The organism is Arthrobacter sp. NA-172, assembly GCF_043952055.1.
In the GTDB taxonomy this organism is placed as follows: domain Bacteria; phylum Actinomycetota; class Actinomycetes; order Actinomycetales; family Micrococcaceae; genus Arthrobacter.
This window is the reverse complement of sequence record NZ_JBINOT010000003.1, coordinates 425,627-445,630: the sequence shown is the minus strand read 5'-3', so window position 1 is coordinate 445,630 and position 20,004 is coordinate 425,627. Positions and strand designations below refer to the sequence as shown.

General features: G+C 62.8%; 10 protein-coding genes, 2 tRNA genes and 4 pseudogenes. 12 read left to right on the top strand and 4 right to left on the bottom strand.

Features of this window, described 5'->3' with window-relative positions; all coding sequences use genetic code 11:
- Positions 1 to 37 precede the first annotated feature (37 nt).
- Positions 38 to 125, top strand: a tRNA-Ser gene (locus ACF0H6_RS16090).
- 276 nt (positions 126 to 401) lie between these two features.
- Positions 402 to 1,570: pseudogene (locus tag ACF0H6_RS16085) on the top strand (DDE-type integrase/transposase/recombinase); the annotation flags it as partial.
- Between the two features lie 139 nt (positions 1,571 to 1,709).
- Here ACF0H6_RS16085 and ACF0H6_RS16080 read toward each other — a convergent pair.
- Together ACF0H6_RS16080 and ACF0H6_RS16075 are read right to left on the bottom strand one after the other, a co-directional pair.
- Positions 1,710 to 3,148, bottom strand: a pseudogene (locus tag ACF0H6_RS16080) (MFS transporter).
- Between the two features lie 14 nt (positions 3,149 to 3,162).
- Positions 3,163 to 5,336: pseudogene (locus tag ACF0H6_RS16075) on the bottom strand (RecQ family ATP-dependent DNA helicase).
- Positions 5,337 to 5,484: 148 nt separating this feature from the next.
- Here ACF0H6_RS16075 and ACF0H6_RS16070 point away from each other — a divergent pair.
- The 3 genes from ACF0H6_RS16070 to ACF0H6_RS16060 are packed head-to-tail and all read left to right on the top strand — an operon-like array spanning position 5,485 to position 7,855.
- Positions 5,485 to 6,903 carry a phosphomannomutase/phosphoglucomutase gene (locus tag ACF0H6_RS16070; protein ID WP_395250567.1) on the top strand — a complete coding sequence of 473 codons (1,419 nt, stop codon included), beginning with the start codon at positions 5,485 to 5,487 and terminating at the stop codon, positions 6,901 to 6,903.
- 26 nt (positions 6,904 to 6,929) lie between these two features.
- Positions 6,930 to 7,382 carry a hypothetical protein gene (locus ACF0H6_RS16065; protein ID WP_395250566.1) on the top strand — a complete coding sequence of 151 codons (453 nt, stop codon included), beginning with the start codon at positions 6,930 to 6,932 and terminating at the stop codon, positions 7,380 to 7,382.
- Between the two features lie 23 nt (positions 7,383 to 7,405).
- Positions 7,406 to 7,855 carry an RrF2 family transcriptional regulator gene (locus ACF0H6_RS16060; RefSeq protein WP_395250565.1) on the top strand — a complete coding sequence of 150 codons (450 nt, stop codon included), beginning with the start codon at positions 7,406 to 7,408 and terminating at the stop codon, positions 7,853 to 7,855.
- A gap of 169 nt (positions 7,856 to 8,024) precedes the next feature.
- On the opposite strand, the pseudogene ACF0H6_RS16055 reads toward ACF0H6_RS16060, so the two are convergent.
- Positions 8,025 to 9,860, bottom strand: a pseudogene (locus ACF0H6_RS16055) (phosphoenolpyruvate carboxykinase (GTP)).
- A 284-nt stretch (positions 9,861 to 10,144) separates the two neighbouring features.
- On the opposite strand from ACF0H6_RS16055, the gene ACF0H6_RS16050 reads away from it, so the two are divergent.
- Positions 10,145 to 10,218 (top strand) — tRNA-Arg (locus ACF0H6_RS16050).
- A gap of 495 nt (positions 10,219 to 10,713) precedes the next feature.
- Here the strand turns inward: ACF0H6_RS16050 and ACF0H6_RS16045 are convergent.
- Complete coding sequence (locus ACF0H6_RS16045; RefSeq protein WP_395250564.1) at positions 10,714 to 11,442, bottom strand: FadR/GntR family transcriptional regulator; 729 nt, start codon at positions 11,440 to 11,442, stop codon at positions 10,714 to 10,716.
- 361 nt (positions 11,443 to 11,803) lie between these two features.
- On the opposite strand from ACF0H6_RS16045, the gene ACF0H6_RS16040 reads away from it, so the two are divergent.
- The 6 genes from ACF0H6_RS16040 to ACF0H6_RS16015 all read left to right on the top strand — a co-directional run bounded on the left by ACF0H6_RS16040 (position 11,804) and on the right by ACF0H6_RS16015 (position 19,991).
- Positions 11,804 to 13,444 (top strand): ABC transporter substrate-binding protein, encoded by a 1,641-nt coding sequence (locus tag ACF0H6_RS16040; RefSeq protein ID WP_395250563.1) that lies wholly within the window; start codon positions 11,804 to 11,806, stop codon positions 13,442 to 13,444.
- A 29-nt stretch (positions 13,445 to 13,473) separates the two neighbouring features.
- Positions 13,474 to 14,430, top strand: a complete 957-nt coding sequence (locus tag ACF0H6_RS16035) for an ABC transporter permease (RefSeq protein WP_395250562.1) — start codon at positions 13,474 to 13,476, stop codon at positions 14,428 to 14,430.
- A gap of 2 nt (positions 14,431 to 14,432) precedes the next feature.
- The gene (locus tag ACF0H6_RS16030; RefSeq protein ID WP_395250561.1) at positions 14,433 to 16,598 is read left to right on the top strand and encodes a dipeptide/oligopeptide/nickel ABC transporter permease/ATP-binding protein; all 2,166 of its coding nucleotides are present in this window, start codon (positions 14,433 to 14,435) and stop codon (positions 16,596 to 16,598) included.
- The gene (locus tag ACF0H6_RS16025; protein ID WP_395250560.1) at positions 16,595 to 17,413 is read left to right on the top strand and encodes an ATP-binding cassette domain-containing protein; all 819 of its coding nucleotides are present in this window, start codon (positions 16,595 to 16,597) and stop codon (positions 17,411 to 17,413) included. The genes ACF0H6_RS16030 and ACF0H6_RS16025 overlap by 4 nt, the downstream gene beginning before the upstream one ends.
- 36 nt (positions 17,414 to 17,449) lie before the next feature.
- Positions 17,450 to 18,367, top strand: a complete 918-nt coding sequence (locus tag ACF0H6_RS16020) for a dihydrodipicolinate synthase family protein (protein WP_395250559.1) — start codon at positions 17,450 to 17,452, stop codon at positions 18,365 to 18,367.
- A gap of 664 nt (positions 18,368 to 19,031) precedes the next feature.
- Complete coding sequence (locus tag ACF0H6_RS16015; protein WP_395250558.1) at positions 19,032 to 19,991, top strand: ROK family protein; 960 nt, start codon at positions 19,032 to 19,034, stop codon at positions 19,989 to 19,991.
- Positions 19,992 to 20,004: the final 13 nt, after the last annotated feature.

Below are 20,004 nucleotides of genomic sequence, written 5' to 3'. Positions count from 1 at the left end.
AGTTCTGCGTATCCTTGGTTGGCTAGCAATAGCAACTGGAGACGTGCCAGAGCGGCCGAATGGGCTTCACTGCTAATGAAGTGTGGGGCACAACTCCACCGGGGGTTCAAATCCCCCCGTCTCCGCGTTTTGGCCCCGGTCTTCGGACCGGGGCCTTTTTGCGTTCTTTGAGCTTTTTGCGGGGCATCCATGCGTGAGGTCTTGGCTCTTTGAGCGCGTGAAAGGGGCTGTGGAGTCTCATGACTTAATGGACACTTCTGTCTCAGGACATCGTGGACAGTGTGTCTCAGGACTTCGTGGACACTATGGCGGGATTTGCTCTGGTCATGAGCAATTTCACTCCGGATATCAAGATCCGGCTTTTGGTGGCGACATGGCCCGAGGACGCTCCGAGGGGTGCAGTGGCGCGGTTCTGCCGGCAGCACAAAGTGTCCCGGTCTTGGTTCTATAAAGTCAGGGCCGCGGCCGAGGCTTCCGGATCGATCAGGGCCATGGAATTGGGGTCCACGAAACCGAAAAGCAGCCCGGCGCAAATCGGCTCGGGAATGGTTGAAGTGGCGCTGTTGACGAGGGATTCCCTGGAGCAGGCCGGTTATGACCACGGGCCTTTGAGTGTGGCCGCGAAAATGCGCCGGCAAGGCTTCGAGCCGCCCTCCCGCGCGACTCTGGCCCGGATCTTCACCAGGGCCGGGGTCGTGGTCCCGGAACCACGGAAGAAGCCCCGCAGCGCTCTTCGCAGGTTCGTTTATCCGGAGCCCAACGGGTGCTGGCAGATCGACTCGACCGAGTGGATGCTTGCCAAGGGAACGAAGGTTGCAATCTTTCAGATCGTCGATGACCACTCCCGTTTGGCGCTGGCCTCGCTCGTGGCGAGCGGAGAGACCAGCGAAGCGGCCATCCGGGTCGTAAAAACAGCGATCGAACGCCACGGAGTACCGCGGAAGTTCCTCTCGGACAACGGATCCGCGTTCAACCCCACCCGGATGGGACGGACCGGGGCCCTGGTGGACTACCTGAAATCCCTAGGCGTGGAACCGATCACCGGCAAACCATACAAACCCACCACACAGGGCAAGAACGAACGCTTCCACCGGACGCTGCACAGATTCCTGAACAAGCAACCGCCGGCTGCCACGATGGAAGAGCTCCAGGCCCACATCGACACGTTCGACCAGTACTACAACACCGAGCGCGAACACCAGTCGCTCCCGCCCGGAACAACGCCGATCGAGGCATGGAACACCACCCCGAAGGCCATGCCCCCGCAGCCGCCCACCCCGGAAACCACCAAAGCGAACGCACGCCGCAGCGTCCGGCGAACCGCCAATCTACACGGCGAGGCCACCGTCGTCGGCACCCGCTTCAAACTCGGCAAGGAATACATCGGCCACGAAATTCACGTCCTCTACGACGATGAAACGATCATGTTTTTCGACACCCGCGGAACGGAAATCATCAGCCACCAGCGCCCTCCGAAAGGCACGAACTACGTCGGCAACAACAAACCCCGCGGATTTATGGCCAACCAACTGTCCACAATGTCCTGAGACATGAACCGTCCACGATGTCCCGAGACATGAAGTGTCCACGATGTGCCGAGACATCACAGCGCGTGAAAGGGGCGGGATCTCACGTCTGAATCGCGGGAGAGCCAAAAGTCGCTGAAGTCGCCGTGACGGAGGTTCCGGCGATTGGCGCCCCAGGGACCTCTAGCCGCGCCGTTTCTCGGGTTTGCTCACAACACCGCGGCTCACCTCGGCTCCGGCATGCCGGTGCAGGGTGAGGCTGTCCGCCGTGCTCAAGAGCATCGCGGCGGCCATGGCGAGGAAAGCGCCACGGTAGGCCGAGGACGGACCGTCGCCGAAGAGGGAAACATGATCGAACAGGCGTAAGAACAGTGCGCCGACTGCGATGCCCGCCCCCGCTGCCAGTTGTACAAGAGTGGCCGAAACTGCGTTGGCCGAGGGAAGCTCCCCTGGAACGATGTCCGCATATTGCACGGATGCGTAGGCCGAGAAACCAATAGACCGAAAGGCGCCACTGGCTAGCAGTAACGCGAAAATCAGGGGCTCCGGGGTTCCTGCGGTGAGCATGGCACACATGGCAAAGGTGACGGCCGAGGCGAAAGAGGCGAAAACCAGCACGGGTTTGAAGCCAAACCGCCGGATGATGGGGGTGGTGGCGGGCTTGATGCTGACGTTGCCGACGAAGACAGCCGCCACCATGGCGCCGGATTTGAGCGGATCCCAGCCAAAGCCGTCCTGGAATAACAGCGGTAGTAAAAAGGGCACCGAGCTGATGGTCAGCCGGTAGACGAACCCTCCGGTAGAGGTGGCGCGGAAGGTGCGCGTAGCGAAAACCCGGAGGTCGAAAAGTGGGGCCTTGGCCTTGAGCATCCACCAGCTCGCGCCGGCCAAAGCCGACGCTCCGGCCAACAGCACGACGGCCGGGACCAGGCCGGCGCCATGACCACCAATGCCTTCCAGGCCCACTACAAGGGATCCGACGCCGAAGGTGGTCAACGCGAGGCCCAGCCAGTCGAGCCGCCGGCCCGTGTCGCCCGCCGCCCGCGGAACCAGCTTCAAAGCCGCAATGAACGCAGCAAGTCCCAGGGCACATCGATCAGGAAGATCCAGTGCCAGGAAAGATACGTGGTGAAAGCTCCGCCGACGAGTGGAGCCAAGACAGGAGCAAGAAGTCCCGGCCAGATCAGGAACGCTGTGGCCCGGAGGAGTTCCGGCTTCGGAGTACCACGGAGCACCACGAGGGTTCCAACAGGCACCATCATGGCCCCTCCTGCTCCCTGCGCTACCCGGCTCAATGTCAGCCACGTCAGATCCTGGCTCACCGCGCACAGCAGCGACGCCGTCGTGAATACCGCGATCGCCAGGCAGAAGATTCTCCTCGCCCCGAAGCGTTCCGCGAGCCAGCTGCTGAGCGGAATTCCCATGGCCACGGTCACCAAGTAGGCCGTCATTGTGACGTTGACGTCTGCTGAGACCACCTTGAAATCGGCTGCGATGCTCGGCATCGCCGTGGTGAGGACTGTCCCGTCCAGGAATTCCATGAAGAACGTGGCAGCAACCAGTAAGGCGAGGCGCGGCTGCCACTTGGATTCGGGCTCGATGTCCGCTGCTGGGCCGTTCAAGCTGCTAGGCCCGTTCAACTTGCTTGGCCAAGGACGAGGGGTAAGACCGAACCCGCTCCGGCCTGCCTGAGGACGCGGCCGGCGACGGTAATGGTCCAGCGGCTGTCCGCCAAGTCATCGACCAGGAGGATGCCCTGACCGTCCAGCGATTCGAGGCTCTGTCCGAGTTCCGGTCCCACCACGAGGCGGTCCCAGACACCGGCCAGCCGGTAGGCACTGTTGCCGCCTCTTCCGCCCGTCGGTCCACCGTGTTGAAGCTGGAGGGAACCCAGATACGGCATCTGGCCGATCCCGGCGATGCCCCGTGCCAAGGATTCGACCAGTGACGGCTTTTTTCTGGAGGGAATGCTCACGACAGCTGCTGGACGCCCTTGACCGCTCCACCCGGCGGACCGGCCATCTCCGGCCGACCATTCGCGCAAAACCTGTACGCAGGCTTGCAACATGGCAGGATCGACTTCGCGGTCAGCCGCGCCCGCCGCAAAGAATTCGCGAAGGGCTCCGCCCCAGCCAAGATCGGTCAGGCGGGCCAGTACTCGGCCTTCAGCCAACAACTCCTCCTGCTTGATCTTTCCCTTCACGGCCACGCCCAGTCGATCCATGCCGCTGGGCCACTGCAGCCGCGGTTCGAGGACGATACCCGCACGTCGAAGAGTCTGCCCTGCGGCGTCGGCAGCCGCTGCTGCGACGTCTGCCGGGAACCACTTTCCTGCGCAGTTGTCACAGCGACCGCATGCACGTGCGGACTCGTCGTCAAGGACGGCGGTGATGTATTCCATGCGGCATCCTGCAGTGTCCTGGTAAATCACCATCGAATCTTGCTCGTCCACGCGGGCCTCGGCTATGCGGGCGTAGCGCTCGGCGTCGTAGATCCAAGGACGTCCCGTTGACCTCCAGCCCCCACCTACCCGCTCCACTGCGCCATCCACCGCGAGGACCTTCAGCAGGAGTTCCAGCGGGGTCCGACGCAAGTCCACCCGTGCCTCAAGGGCCACAGTGGATAAGGCGGAACCGGACTCGGCCAGCGACTGTGAGGACTGCGGCGGCCTTTTCCTCCGACGGCATGGATGCCGTGGCAAAGTACTGCCAGATCTCGCGATCCTCGGATCCAGGCAAGAGGAGCACATCTGCATTGGCAGCGCCACGGCCGGCGCGGCCCACTTGTTGGTAGTAGGCCACGGGCGATGACGGGGCACCAAGGTGGATGACGAAACCGAGATCCGGCTTGTCGAACCCCATGCCAAGCGCCGAGGTGGCCACGAGCGCTTTCACTTGGTTGTCCTTGAGGAGTTGCTCGGCCCGTTCACGGTCTGCAGGGTCCGTGCGTCCGGTATAGGACAAGACATTGTGGCCTGCCTCGGCGAGCAACCGGGCGGTGTCCTCTGCGGCGGAAACAGTCAGCGTGTAGATGATTCCGCTTCCAGGCATGTCTGCCAGATGCGTCAACAACCAGCCGAGGCGATCCCTCGAGTCAGCAAGCTTCAAAACGCCGAGCCGCAGGGACTCCCGGCCAAGTTCGCCGCGGATAGTGAGCACACCCGCGCCGAGCTGCTCCTCAATGTCATGGACCACCCGGGAGTTGGCCGTGGCGGTAGTCGCCAGAACCGGGACTGATGCCGGCAGTTGCGCGATGAGATCGGAGATGCGCCGGTAGTCCGGACGGAAATCGTGGCCCCAGTCCGAAATGCAGTGCGCTTCGTCAATCACCAAGAGGCCCGTTCGGCGAATGAGCTCAGGAAGCTGGTTTTCCCGGAAGGACGGATTCGTGAGCCGCTCCGGCGAAACCAGCGAGTAGGTCCACCTCGTCTGCAGCCAGCTGCTCGCGAACGGTGTCCCACTCAAGCTGGTTGGCGGAGTTGATCGCCACGGCGCGCACCCCGGCACGTGCTGCCGCCGCCACTTGGTCCCGCATGAGTGCGAGCAGAGGCGAGACGATGAGCGTGGGCCCGGCGCCTCGCCGCCTGAGCAAGAGGGACGAGACGAAGTACACGGCCGATTTGCCCCAACCAGTCCGCTGGACCACCAAGGCGCGACGACCGGCGTCGACAAGGGCTTCTATCGCCTCGTATTGGCCGTCGTGGAATTGCGCATCCGTACTTCCCACAAGTTCCCTCAGCACCTCAAGGGCTTGGAGGCGGGTGGTGGACTGTTCGGCTGCAAGAAGAGCAGCATCCGGATTGTTGGGCATGGGTTCAGTATTCCAGCACCCGCAGACAGCCAGAACCTGAAACTTCATCTATGTGGATAAACGTCTCTGGGAGAGCTGGAAGCCTGAGTTTTCCACATACGCGGGTACAAGCGTGATGCCGGCCGTGCTCCACAGTAAGATTGAGCGCGTGACTAGCGAGCAGAACAACACATTTGACCTCTCGGCTTCCTTCAAGGCCTATGACGTCCGGGGAATCGTCGGCGAATCCATCACCTCCCACATCGTGGAGTCGGTTGGCGCGGCGTTCGTAGACACCTTGGGCCTGGCTGGCGAGACAGTGTTGGTGGGCGGCGACATGCGCCCGTCCTCCCCCGAATTCATCAAGGCATTCGCCGACGGCGCTGCTCGCCGCGGTGCTAACGTCCAGCTCCTGGACCTCATCTCCACGGACGAGCTCTACTACGCCTGCGGTGCCCTCAATGCGGCTGGGGCCACGTTCACTGCGAGCCACAACCCTGCCGAATACAACGGCATCAAGATGTCCAAAGCCGGTGCACAGCCGATCTCGTCCGAAACGGGCCTCAAGGAGATCCAAGCGCTGGCAGAGAAGTACCTCAACGACGGCAACATCCCGGCAGCAGATGAGCAAGGAAAGGTCAGTGCCCGCGATGTCTTGAAGGACTACTCCGAGTACCTGCGCGGCCTGGTTGACCTCACCGACTCACGTCCGTTGAAGATCGTCGTCGACGCAGGCAACGGCATGGCCGGACTGACCACTCCCGCAGTGCTCGGTGACGAACTGCTTCCCGCACTGCCATTCGATATCGTTCCCCTGTACTTTGAGCTGGATGGCTCCTTCCCGAACCACCCGGCCAACCCGCTTGAACCCGAAAACCTGCGCGACCTGCAGGCCGCGGTTATCGAACACGGTGCGGATATCGGATTGGCGTTCGACGGCGACGCCGACCGTTGCTTCGTCATCGACGAAAAGGGCGAACCGGTATCTCCCTCTGCCATTACGGGCATGGTTGCGCGTCGGGAGATCGCCCGCGCGCAGGCTGCTGGTGAAGAAACCCCTGTGATCATCCACAATCTGCTGACCTCGCGGGCTGTCCCGGAGCTCGTAGCCAAGGATGGCGGCAAGGCGGTCCGCACCCGCGTGGGACACTCGTTCATCAAGGCTGTCATGGCTGAAGAGGGTGCCGTTTTCGGCGGCGAACACTCAGCGCACTTCTATTTCCGCGATTTTTGGAACGCAGACACCGGCATGCTCGCAGCCATGCACGTGCTGGCGGCACTCGGCGAGCAGGACGGCCCGCTATCGGAACTCGGACGCCAGTACGAACCTTACGTGTCCTCCGGCGAAATCAATTCCGAAATCGATGACAAAACTGGCGCCATTGAGCGTGTTCGCGCAGACTTCGCTGGCACGGACGTCGATATCGACACCATGGACGGCAGCACCTTCACCGCGAGGGACGGCAGCTGGTGGTTCAACCTTCGCCCGTCCAACACGGAACCGTTCCTGCGCCTGAACGCGGAGGCGAAAGACGTGGCCACCATGGAAAAGGTCCGCGACCGCGTGCTCGCGCTGGTCCGGTCTTAGTCGGCGGCCCGAAGGCGAGCGGCAGCATGAACAACCCGACGAACGGCCTCGAAAATACCGAGGATCGCGAACTCCGCGACGTCCGTGAGGCTTTGGGAGCCGCCCTGGCAACGGCGCAAGAGCACTTGGAACAGAATGGCGGGTTCCTGCCCTTCGCCGTCACACTCGCCGACGACGACGAACTTCGGCTCGTTTTGGTCACACCCGGAGAGCCGGACCCCGAGGGAAACGTCGACACGGAGGCGATGCTCGCGGACATCCTCGAGTTGCTGCGCCAAGGCCGTGAAGGGTACCGGGCCGTGGCGATCGCCAGCGACGTCACCCTTCCGGAACACGGCTCAGATGGCATTCATGCGGCAGCCGAACATCGTAGCGGCGGCCTGATGGCGGCCGTCATCCCCTACGCCCAGACCGACCACGGCTTCACGTTTGGCGACGCCGAAGCCGACACCAACGAGCCGATCGTCTGGGTGGACTAGACCTTAATCCGTATGCTGAGGGCATGAAGATCAACGCCTTCGCTGATGTGAGCCTGCGCGCGCTCCTGGTTTTGTCGTCCGCGCCCGCAGGTGTACTTCTGACGACCCAGAACATCGCAGACGCGGTGGGGACCCCATACCACCATGTCAGCAAAGCCATTGTGCGGCTGCGGGAGCTCGGCCTGATCGACGTTGAACGCGGTCGCAAGGGCGGTTCCAGGCGCAGCGCTGCCGGACAGTATGCCACCGTGGGGCAACTCCTGCGGGAGTTGGATACCAGGCTGGACCCCGCAGAATGCCAGTCCGTCAACGGCGACTGCCCCCTCATCACCGAATGCGGCTTACGAAGAGCCCTGGCCCGGGCCCGTGAGGCCTTCTACCGTGAGCTGGACGACGTCGTCGTTTCTTCCCTGCCGCATCTGCGGCAAATGGCGCCGGCTTTCCTATCACTCGGCGTGCGCCCCGCACTCTAGTTCCCGCTGGCAGTTCAAGGACTGCCGACTGGCCAAAATCTCCTACAGAGTGTAGAAATTAGGCAACTTTGTCGGGTCTCAGCCGACTGGTCCACGGCCCCGAGGAAACGACGACAGCGGTCCCGCACCTTGAGCGCAAGGTGCGGGACCGCCGTCGGTACTAAATGGTCTAGGCCAGGCGGGACTTCAGGCCCTCGAGTTCGGAAAGCAGCGCAGCCGGCAGGGAGCCGCCGAACTTTGCGTACCATTCCTCGATCGATGCCAGCTCGGTATCCCACTCGGCGGCGTCAACGCGGACTGCGGCTTCGACGTCGGCGGGGGTCATGTCCAGGCCTTCAAGGTCGATGGACTCGCCGGTCGGAACGAAACCGATGGGAGTTTCGACGGCGTCGGCCTTGCCTTCGAGGCGTTCGATGGCCCACTTGAGAACGCGGGCGTTGTCACCGAAGCCAGGCCAGGCGAAGCCACCCGTGGCCGTGCGTCGGAACCAGTTGACCAGGAAGATCTTGGGCAGCCGGTTCTGCCCAAGTGAGTTGGCCTTCGCGGACAGGTTGACCCAGTGGTTCAGGTAATCGCCTGCATCGTAGCCAATGAACGGCAGCATGGCCATGGGGTCGCGACGCACGACGCCGACGGCACCGGCCGCTGCAGCCGTGGTCTCGGAGGAAAGCGTTGAACCCATGAAGATGCCGTTGGTCCAGTCGCGGGCTTCGGTGACCAGCGGGATGGTGGTCTTCCGGCGGCCGCCGAAGAGGATCGCGGACAGTTCCACGCCTTCGGGGCTGAAGTATTCCTCGGCGAGCATGTCAATCTGGTCGATCGGCGTGCAGAAGCGGGAGTTCGGGTGCGCCGCGGGCTTTTCGGAGCCAGGAGTTCAGGAGTTACCCTGCCAGTCAGTCAGGTGCGCCGGAGTTTCCTCGGTCATACCCTCCCACCACACGCCGCCGTCGTCGGTCATGGCAACGTTGGTGAAGATGCTGTTGCCCTTGGCGATGGCGCGCATGGCGTTGGGGTTGGTGCCCCAACCGGTGCCGGGAGCGACGCCGAAAAGGCCGGCCTCGGGGTTGACGGCCCGGAGCTCGCCTTCCTTCCCGAAGCGCATCCAGGTGATGTCGTCACCGAGGGTCTCCACCTTCCAGCCCTTGATGGTGGGATCCAGGAGGGCGAGATTGGTCTTGCCGCAGGCCGACGGGAACGCAGCCGAAATGTAGTAGGTCTTCTGCTCAGGCGAAGTCAGCTTCAGGATGAGCATGTGCTCTGCCAGCCAACCTTCGTCGCGGGCCATGACAGATGCGATGCGCAGGGCGTAGCACTTCTTGCCGAGGAGGGCGTTGCCGCCGTAGCCAGAGCCAAAGGACCAGATGGAACGCTCTTCAGGGAAGTGCACAATCCACTTGTCCGGGTTGCAAGGCCATGCAACGTCTGCCTGGCCGGCTTCCAGCGGAGCACCCAGCGAGTGCAGCGCGGGGACGAAGAACGCGTCAGTCTGCGTAATGCGCTCCAGCACGTCTGTGCCAATGCGGGCCATGATGCGCATCGAAGCGACCACATAGGCGGAGTCTGTGATCTCGACGCCGAACTTCGGGTCCTCGGCATCCAGGTGGCCCATGACAAACGGGATCACGTACATGGTGCGGCCGCGCATGGAACCGGCGAACAGGCTGCGCAGCTTCTGCTTCATCTCGGCCGGAGCCATCCAGTTGTTCGTGAAGCCTGCATCGCGCTCGTTTTCGGAGCAGATGAAGGTCTGCTCTTCCACACGGGCGACGTCGGCAGGATCGGAAAACGCCGCGAAAGAGTTCGGAAACGTCTCCGGATTAAGCCTCTTCAGCGTGCCGGCCTCGACCAGCTCGTCAGTCAGCTTCTTGTTTTCTGCTTCACTGCCATCAACCCAGTGGATGCGGTCCGGCTGTGTCAGCTCGGCTACTTCCTCGACCCAGGCCAACAGGCGTGCATGCGTAGTAGGTGCCTTCTCAAGCAACGGCAGTCGCGCCAGATCGCCCATCGTAGTTCCCTTCCTCGGGTTCAGTGGTGTGTCCTAAATGCTAGGGTGCGCGGAGTAGACCAATCTGGGTTCGGACGTGGGATCTCTTGACGATCTCGAAGCAGAACCCCTAAAAATCACGGATCTTGATCGAGGAGGTTGCAAAATTAGTGACCAACGTCACGTAGACCGGTCTAGTTAGACAGATTACACCTCGTCAATTTGGCACCGACGGGGATCTCGCGTAAAGTTTATTGAGGTTCGAGGGGGGAACGAGTTTGAAAACTCCCTGGAATCACCAAGATGCGCCCATAGCTCAGCTGGATAGAGCGTCTGTCTACGGAACAGAAGGCCGGGGGTTCGAATCCCTCTGGGCGCACAAACGAAGATCCGCACCGGCCCCGGTGCGGGTCTTTTTTCGTTAAATTCCGGGCACGGGCTTGGTTGGCGTCCGTCCTCCAGGGAGGCGAAGTGCTCCCTTCACCACTCCAAGCAGACCTCACTCAGGCGGCCGGACGTGCGCGTACGATTCTGCTGGATCATCGGCACTGCCCGAGGCCGTCACCCCTCGAATCACGCGGCCAGAGACCTTCGACAAGGGGGATGATCCAGCAGAATCCGACGCCGACCCAGGGCTTAAGGCTGCTGGCAAACCGACGTCGTCCCCTTCACCTGCGTTCCGCGCGCCTTCCTGCCCCTCTTTGGCACGCCAAAGCCGCGGAATGACGAGACTCGCCGTGTCGTAAGCGCCTTCTCAAACCAAACAAGGTCAGGAAGGGCAGCCCAGGGAACGGACCGCGGGCGCAAAAGCAAAGGGCCGCCGTCGTACTTCGTGAAAAAGTACGACGGCGGCCCTTGCCTGTGGTCCTCGGCCTTACGCGGCGACGGCCTCGCCGATGCGGCGTCGGATTCCGTCGAAGTGGCGATTGAGCAACTCGGCGGCAGCGGGTTTATCGCCTGTGGCGACGGCAGTGTAGATGCTTCGGTGCATCGCAGCGGTGGCCACGAGGTCCTCATTGGCGGATCCGATTTCCACGTGGATCTTCCGGTAAACCTTCCAGAAAACCCCCATGAGATTGATGAGGAGTTCGTTGTTCAGGGGTTCGAACAGCCGACGGTGGAACTCGGCGTCGGCGGCAACGAAGTTCTCGCCGGACTGGGCGAGCTCTTCCATCTGCTTGACAGCCTGTTCGATCAAAGCGAGCTGTTCGGTGGTCATGACATCCATCGATGAGCCGATCAGCCCCGATTCGAGGGCCTGGCGAACATCCACGAGCTGGAGAGCCTCGAGCCCCTGATGGCGCAGAGACAAGCGGCCTCGGAAAGTCAGGCCATCAGCGAGCGCCTCGAAGTTGCTGGGTGCCACGAACATACCGAAGCCGTGGCGGATCTCAATCACCCCGAGGGCCTGCAGCACTTTCAGGGATTCGCGCAGGGTGTTGCGCCCCACCCCCAGCGCCACGGAAAGCTCATTTTCGGTGGGCAAAGGATCGCCCGCCTCGAGCTCGCGTTCGAGGATCAATTCCATAATGTCCGCCTGCAGTGCCCTGAGCCGGGCCTGTGCGCTGAACCGCGCCTGCGGAACGACACTGGAAGTGGTCATGGCTCTCCTTGCAAAAGTACTCATCCTTGGCCTGGATCCTTTGAGGACCGGGACAAGGAATCAGTGCAGTGTTAATGTTGAGGTGAGCCTAGCGCCCACCGTGGATATAGTGCTTCGCAACATACAATATCGGATGTCCCATCTCCTTGATAGATGTTCGCCCTTATTTTTGGCCGAATCCCCAGGGTTGACCGCGCAGGTGAACCGCGGCGTAGTGCCCACCGGCAGCCCCCGCCGGTAGCTCCAGAGTCTCCAGCCGGGTCGCCAGTGACCCATATCTCGCTTGACGACTTCGTGTGACCGCCCTTACAGTTTCTTTACGAGCATCGGATGTCCTACATCCGATAACCAGAAAACTTGAATGGTGAGGCATCTTATGAGCAACACGATTAACAACCTGCCGCTGGTCAACGACGCCAGCCGACGCAACTTCCTCCAGCTGACAGGGGCGATTGGAGCCGCGGCAGCGTTCACGGCCACCTTGTCCGCATGTGGCGGCCCTGCCTCCACCACGACGGGCGCAGCAAACAACACCGCTACCGTCAACAAGGACCTCACCATCGAAGCAGGCATCTCCTATGCCCTGTCCACGGGTTTCGACCCACTGACGTCCTCCGGCGCCACGCCGCAGGCCGCCAACCTGCACATCTTCGAAGGCCTCGTGGAACTCCACCCGGCAACCCGCGAGCCATATAACGCGCTGGCCGCGAGCGACCCCAAAAAGGTCAATGACACCACGTACCAGGTGACCATCCGCGACGGTGCCAAGTTCCACAACGGCGCCCCTGTCACCACCGACGACGTTGTCTACTCCTTCACCCGCGTGATGGACCCGGCCAACAAGTCCTTGTTCTCCCAGTTCATCCCGTTCATTAAAGACGTCAAGGCTCTTGACGCCAAGACGGTCGAGTTCTCCCTGAAGTACCCCTTCCCGGGCTTCGGACCGCGAATCTCGGTGGTCAAGGTGGTTCCGAAGGCCCTCGCGTCGGCCGATCAGAAGGGATTCGACGCCAAGCCTGTCGGCTCCGGCCCCTACAAGCTGATCTCGGCCGTCAAGGACGACAAGATCGTCTTCGAAGCATTCGCCGACTACAACGGGCCCAAGCCAGCACTCGCCAAGGGCATGACCTGGCTGTTGCTGTCGGACGCGGCCGCCCGTGTCACCGCAGTACAGTCCGGCCGCGTGCAAGCGATCGAGGACGTCCCCTACCTGGACATGGACGGGCTCAAGTCCAAGTCCCGGGTTGAATCCGTGCAGTCCTTCGGCCTGCTGTTCCTGATGTTCAACTGCGCCAAGGCACCGTTCAACAACAAGTTGGTCCGTCAGGCCCTCCACTATGGCCTGGATAAGGACGCCATCATCAAGAAGGCCTTGTTCGGGAACGCCAAGGCGGCGTCGTCGTACTTCCAGGAGGGCCACCCGGACTACGTCAAGGCCAAGAACGTCTACGGCTACGATCCCCAGAAGGCAGCCGACCTCCTCAAGCAGGCCGGCGTGAGCAACCTCGAGTTCGAGCTGCTCACTACGGATACCGCTTGGGTCAAGGACGTTGCACCGCTGATGTTGGAGTCCTGGAACAAGATCCCGGGCGTCAAGGTCACCGCAAAGAACTTGCAGTCCGGCGCGTTGTACTCAGACAGGGTCGGCAAGGCCGACTTCTCCGTGGTCGCGGCCCCGGGCGACCCCTCAGTCTTCGGCAACGACGCAGACCTGCTCCTGAGCTGGTTCTACTCCGGCGCCACCTGGATGACCAAGCGTGCTTACTGGACCACCCCGGAAAGCGCCGCACTGCAGGATCTGATGGACAAGGGCTCGCAGGCCGCAGCCGCTGATGCCAAGAAGATCACCGGGCAGATCGTGGACCTCGTCTCCGAGGAACTCCCGCTGTACCCGCTCTTCCACCGCCAGCTCCCGAGTGCGTGGGACGAGAAGAAGCTCTCGGGCTTCAAGCCGCTACCCACTACGGGCCTGTCCTTCATCGGCGTCGGGCGTACGTCCTAGCCGCCGCACCTAAGTAACCGGAGAACACATTGGTCATGATATTGCGTCTGCTTGGACGCAGACTCGCAGCGCTGCCCCTGATGATCCTGGGCATCACGTTGTTGGTTTTCCTCGTCCTTCAAGCGGCCCCCGGCGACCAGGCAAGCTCGGCCCTCGGCGAAGCCGCCAGCGAGGAAGCCAAGCAACAGTATCGCCAGGAAAACGGCCTGAACGATCCCCTGTTCGTCCAGTACTTCCGTTTCCTCGGCAGGTTACTGCACCTGGATCTTGGCGTGACCACTCCGCCGTCCAAGTCCGTGGCAAGCATGATCGCTTCGGCCTTCCCGCTGACCCTGCAACTGACCTTCCTCGGCGTGATCATCGCCGTCGTACTGTCCTTGGTGTTCGGCATCATCGGTGCCCTGTACCGCGACAAGTGGCAGGACCAGCTGGTCCGGGTCTTCTCTATCGCCGCGATCGCCACCCCGTCCTTCTGGCTTGGGATCCTGCTCATCCAGTGGTTCGCCCTCGGTGACAATCCCCTGTTCCCGTCGGGTGGAATCGCGACGCCGGAGTCCGGATTTGGCGGCTGGCTCAACTCGATGGCGCTGCCGGCCCTCGCGCTCGGCATCCCAGTCTCCGCTTCCCTGATCCGCGTGGTCCGCACGTCCATGGTCGAGGAACTGGACCGCGACTACGTCCGCACCGCCATCGGCAACGGCGTCCCCTACCGCGAGGTGGTTTCCAAGAACGTCCTCCGCAACGCGTTGGTCACTCCGGTGACCGTGCTGGGACTGCGCGTCGGCTATCTCCTGGGCGGCGCCGTCGTGATTGAAATGATCTTCGCACTTCCCGGGATGGGCCAGCTGATCCTCAACGGCATCACCAACTTGGACGTCAACCTGGTCCAGGGCGTGGTCCTCACCATTTCGGTCACCTTCGTTCTGGTGAACATCGTGGTGGACCTCCTGTACCTGCTCATCAACCCCCGAATCAGGACGGTATAGCCATGCGCAGCAAACTTGCTGAACGGCTCAGCGCCCCGGGCGTCCGCTTCAAGTCCCTGCCTTGGGGATCGCGTTTTGCCCTGTTGTTCCTCGTGGTGATCGCCCTGGCCGCCATCTTCGCGCCTGTGATCGCACCACACGATCCCCTGGAAACGTTCATTCCGGCACAAGCACCGGATGCCGGTCATTTCTTCGGCACAGACCGCCTTGGCCGGGACGTTTTCTCCCGACTGCTCTACGGTTCGCAGTCCTCCCTCATGATCGGCCTCGGAGCGGTGGCCCTGGCACTCGTCTTCGGCGCCCTGCTCGGCTCGCTCGCGGCGACCTCCAGCAAAGCCGTCAACGAGATCATCATGCGTCTCATGGACATCCTGATGGCGTTCCCCGGCATCGCCCTCGCGGCAGTACTCCTCGCCGCATTCGGCAACTCGGTCCCCACCATCATCATCGCGATCGCCATCATCTACACCCCGCAGCTTGCCCGCGTGGTCCGCGCCAACGTGCTCTCCCAATACGGTGAAGACTACGTCCGCGCCGAACGCGTGATGGGCGCCGGCCGCTTCTACATCCTTCTCAAGCACATTGCCCGCAATACCGCCGCCCCGGTGCTGGTGTTCGCCACAGTCATGGTTGCCGACGCCATCATCCTCGAAGCCTCGCTGTCCTTCCTCGGCGCCGGTGTCCAGGATCCCGCACCGTCGTGGGGCAACGTCATCTCCTACGGCCGGAACCTCGTCCTCTCCGGCGGATGGTGGGCCACCACCTTCGCCGGTCTCACCATCTTGCTCACCGTGCTTGCACTGAACATCCTCGCCGAAGGCCTCACCGACGCCATGGTAAATCCGAAGCTGCGCAAGGCTCCCGTTGTGAAAGACGATGACGGGTCCACCGCCGTTGTTGCTGGCGCCGGTGCCGCCATCGACACTGAGATCGCGACGTCGGTTGCCCAGCCTTCCGTCGTTGAAGAGCACGAGCTCGACGGCGTTCGCGGCGCCACCGGCGACCCGCTGGAGGCTTATGCGGCATCGGTCCTGACTGATACACGGCCGGCTGATACAAGGCCCGCTGATACAAGGCCGGCTGCGGAAAACGCCCATGCCCTGCTGGACCCTATGTCGGCGCTGGACAGGGAACTGGAACTACTGGCTTCCATCGAGGCCACCCGCACCGATCGGCTCCCCCAGGTTCCCGCCAGCGCCCGGAACGTGCTCGAAGTCAAGAACTTGTCCATCCGTTTCCCCGGCCGCTTCGGCGCGACCGCGATCGTGGACAACGTCTCCTTCACCGTCCGCGAAGGGGAAACCATGGGCCTGGTGGGCGAATCCGGTTGCGGCAAATCCATCACATCCCTGGCCATCATGGGCCTGCTGCCCAAGACCGCCGAGATCACCGGTTCCATCACCTTCGATGGCAAGGAACTCCTGGATTCCGGCTCGAAGCACAGCAACCCCAAGGCTTACCATGGCCTTCGCGGCGAGCAGATCGCCATGGTCTACCAGGACGCGCTGAGTTCGCTCAATCCGTCCATGAAAATCAAGGAACAGCTGACCCAACTGACCAAACGTGGCGGCCGCAAGACCCCCACCGAGCTGTTGGAAATGGTGAAACTCGATCCCGTCCGCACGCTTGCGAGCTACCCGCACGAGCTCTCCGGCGGCCAGCGCCAGCGCGTGCTGATCGCCATGGCGCTCTCCCGCTCACCGAAAATCGTGGTGGCCGACGAGCCCACCACTGCCCTGGACGTCACCGTCCAGAAGCAGGTAGTCGAGCTGTTGAACGAACTGCGCGAGCAGCTCGGCTTCGCCATGGTCTTCGTCAGCCACGACCTCGCTTTGGTTGCCTCCCTCGCCCACCGCATCACGGTCATGTACGCCGGCCAGGTAGTCGAGTCTGCGCAGGCTTCGGAGCTCCTGCAGAACCCGCAGCACGAATACACGCGGGGCTTGTTGGGCGCAGTGCTTTCAATCGAGGCCGACGCCGTCCGCCTCCACCAGATCCCCGGCACCGTGCCGTCGCCGCGCGACTTCGCTTCGGGCGACCGCTTTGCGGCCCGTTCGTTGAGGCCCGACGCCGATCCGAACCAGCAATTGGTCCTCACCTCTGTGGGTGGCAGCGGGGCAGACAGCGACCACTACTGGGCCAGCCATCTGAAGGAGGACGCACAGTGAGTGACTCTACGCAGGTTGTCCCGGCCACGCCGGTCATCGAGCTCAAAGACGTCAAGGTCCACCACCGGGCCCGCACCGGCGGCCTCTTCCGGCCCAACATCGTCAAGGCCGTCAACGGCGTGGACTTCAGCATCAGCCGGGGAGAAACGGTCGGCATTGTGGGTGAGTCCGGCTGCGGCAAGTCCACTTTGGCGTCGGTCCTCGTGGGACTCCAGACCCCGACGTCGGGCCAGGTGCTCTTCCACGGCAAGCCGGCCATCAAACGCAACGCACGGATGCGCAAGGAATTCGGACGTGCCGTATCCGTGGTCTTCCAGGATCCGGCCACGGCGCTCAATCCGCGCATGACCATCGAGGACATCCTCACCGATCCCCTGCAGGTCCACGGCATCGGCAACGCTACGTCCCGCTCAGCGAAAATCAAGGAACTGCTGGCCCTGGTCGGCTTGCCGCAATCGGCGGCCGAGGTCACGCCGTCGCAGGTTTCCGGCGGCCAGCGCCAGCGCGTGGCGATCGCCCGTGCCCTCGCCTTGGACCCGGACATCATCGTGGCGGACGAGCCGACGTCGGCCCTCGACGTCTCCGTCCGCGCCCAAGTCCTGAACCTGCTGTCCGACCTGAAAACCCAGCTGAACCTCGGCATGGTGTTCATTTCGCACGACATCCAGACCGTCCGCTACGTCTCCGACCGCATCTGCGTCATGTATTTCGGGGAGATCGTGGAGGAAGGCCCGGCCGCCCAAGTGTTCGACAACCCGAGCAACGACTACACCAAGAAGCTGCTCGGCGCCGCTCCCAGCCTGCTCCACACCTAATTTTTTTCCTTTCAGATCCAAACTACGGAGATTTCTGTGTCTACTCAGTTCCAAGGCGTCATTCCCCCGGTCATCACCCCCCGCCACGCTGACGGCCTCGTTGACACCGCGTCCCTGAAGAGCGTCACCAAGCACCTGCTCGACGGCGGCGTGTCCGGCCTCTTCGTGCTCGGTTCCTCAGGTGAAGTCCCCTACATGACCAACGAGGAGCGCGAGCTCGTCGTCTCCACGATCGCCGACGCGAATGCCGGCGCCGTGCCCCTGATCGTGGGCGCCAACGAGCAAACCACCAACCGCGTCATCGAAGAAGCACGCAAAGTTGTGGACCTCGGCGCCGACGCAATCGTGGTCACCTCCATGTACTACGCCATCGGCAACGCCCAGGAGACCGAAACCCACTTCCGCAGCATCCACGCTGCTGTGGACAAGCCGATCTTCGCCTACGACGTCCCCGTCCGCACCCACTTCAAACTGCCCACCGACCTCCTGGTCCGGCTCGGCCGCGACGGCGTCATCGCAGGCGTCAAGGACTCCTCCGGCGACGACGTCTCCTTCCGCCAACTCCTCCTCGCCGCCAAGGACATCCCCAACTTCGACATCTTCACGGGCCACGAAATCGTCGTCGACGGTGCCCTTCTCGGCGGCGCCCAAGGCGTGGTCCCGGGCCTCGGCAACGTCGACCCCGCCGGTTACCGCCGCCTCTTCGACGCCGCGCAAGCCGGAGACTGGACCACCGCCGCAGCCGAACAAGACCGCCTGGCCGACCTCTTCGACATCGTCTACACCCCCAACGGCCGAGTCTCCGGCGGCGCAGCAGGACTCGGCGCCTTCAAGACCGCCCTCCAAATCATGGGCATCATCGATTCGAACACGATGAGCGCGCCGATGCTCTCCCTCAACGCCGAAGAAACCGCCGCAATCCGGGTCATCCTGGAACGCAACGGGCTGGTCTAAAGTCCGCGACCCTGCAGTCACCTTGGATTGGTGCCGTGGTCGGGGCTGTTGGCGAGCGTCGACTCTTGTGCGTGATGGTGGTCGGGTCGTGTCGCAGGTCCAGTTTTGCCGTCCCTTAGACACCTCCCGACGCACTGCTACAGTCGCTGAGCGACTTCCGCAATGCTCTGGTCGGCGATGCGGGACTACACAAAACCGTCCCTCCGCCACTCGAGCGAACATGTCACCTTTGGCTTCGAGAAGGTCAACAACAACCACCCAAAGACTCGGGCAAACATGTCACCTGTGGGGTCGACCCCGTCCGCCGCAGCTACCGCTTAACCACCCAACCGAACGGGCCCTGGATGTCTCCGGCACCGTCTGCTTCGCGCTTGGCGCGAGGTGGTCTTAGCCGGGCGATCGGCGGGACGACCGCCGGACTGATCGATCGGTGAGCCGACAGTGCAAAGCGTGGGCGCATTGTTTCGTGTAGGCGCGCATCGCCGACCAGAGTTCTGCGGAGGTCGCTCAGCGACCGTAGCGGAACGACGGGAGGTGTCTAAGCGCCGGCGAAATGATGGGTCCGCGCTGTCCCAGCCACAACTGACTTGAGCAGAGACGAACTGCACCATAGACGTGACCCAGCAACAATGAACGCAGCAACGGAACGATCCGGAGGACAAACATGACGTACGTGATCGGGGTTGATCTTGGGGGGACCAAGACTGCTGCGGGGGTTGTGTCGGGCGAGGGCGAGGTGTTGTTCGAGGAGCAGATACCTACGCTCAATCGGGACGGGGGCGATGCCATTTTGCGGGCGACGGCCGGGCTCGTGGGGCGGCTCATGCGGCGGGCGGCGGGCGAGGGAATCGACGTCGGGCGTGTTGGCGTGGGTTCGGCCGGCGTTATTGATGCGCTGAATGGTGAAGTGATTTCGGCGACCGACGCGATTCGGGGCTGGGCCGGGACCAGGCTGACAGCCGTGCTGGCGCAACTCCTTGGCTTACCGCGGGTCGCAGTCAGCGCGGTCAACGACGTGCATGCACATGCTCTTGGAGAGGCGTGGCGTGGGGCTGCTGCGGGGTCGTCGAGTTCGCTGATGGTGGCTTTCGGGACGGGGGTTGGCGGCAGCTTCGTGGTGGACGGTACTCCTGTTTTGGGGCATCGTTTTGTAGGCGGGCACGTAGGGCATTTTGCTTCGCCTTACGCCTATCACGACGGCAAGGCGCTGCCCTGTGTTTGCGGCGGTTCGGGCCATGTGGAGGCGATTGCTTCGGGTCCGGCCATCCATGAATCTTTCGTCCGCTTCGGCGGTTCCCCCGAGGTCCCGGATACGCGCGCCGTGTTTGCTTTGGCGCGTGCCGTCTCGGCTGACAGTGCCGCCGACCATGCTGCCGCCATTAAGGCAATCGGCGTCGGTGCTGGTGCCGCCGGCCAGGCCCTCGGCGGACTCGTCAACATCCTTGACCCGGAAATCGTGGTGGTTTCCGGCGGCTTGGCGGATGCCGGAGACTACTGGTGGAAACCCATGGAACGCACCATTCGCAAGGAACTCATGGCCCCGCTCGCCGACATTCCTGTGCTTCGCGCGGCACTGGGCAGTAGCGCGGCCATCGTAGGCGCCGCCAAGCTCGTTCTGAACTGACACTAAAAACCTC

Coding starts and splice junctions, on each gene's coding strand:
- ACF0H6_RS16015 (WP_395250558.1), top strand. CDS start 19,032: ATGACGTACGTGATCGGGGTTGATCTTGGGGGGACCAAGACTGCTGCG.
- ACF0H6_RS16045 (WP_395250564.1), bottom strand. CDS start 11,442: ATGACCACTTCCAGTGTCGTTCCGCAGGCGCGGTTCAGCGCACAGGCC.
- ACF0H6_RS16065 (WP_395250566.1), top strand. CDS start 6,930: ATGAACAACCCGACGAACGGCCTCGAAAATACCGAGGATCGCGAACTC.
- ACF0H6_RS16040 (WP_395250563.1), top strand. CDS start 11,804: ATGGTGAGGCATCTTATGAGCAACACGATTAACAACCTGCCGCTGGTC.
- ACF0H6_RS16060 (WP_395250565.1), top strand. CDS start 7,406: ATGAAGATCAACGCCTTCGCTGATGTGAGCCTGCGCGCGCTCCTGGTT.
- ACF0H6_RS16030 (WP_395250561.1), top strand. CDS start 14,433: ATGCGCAGCAAACTTGCTGAACGGCTCAGCGCCCCGGGCGTCCGCTTC.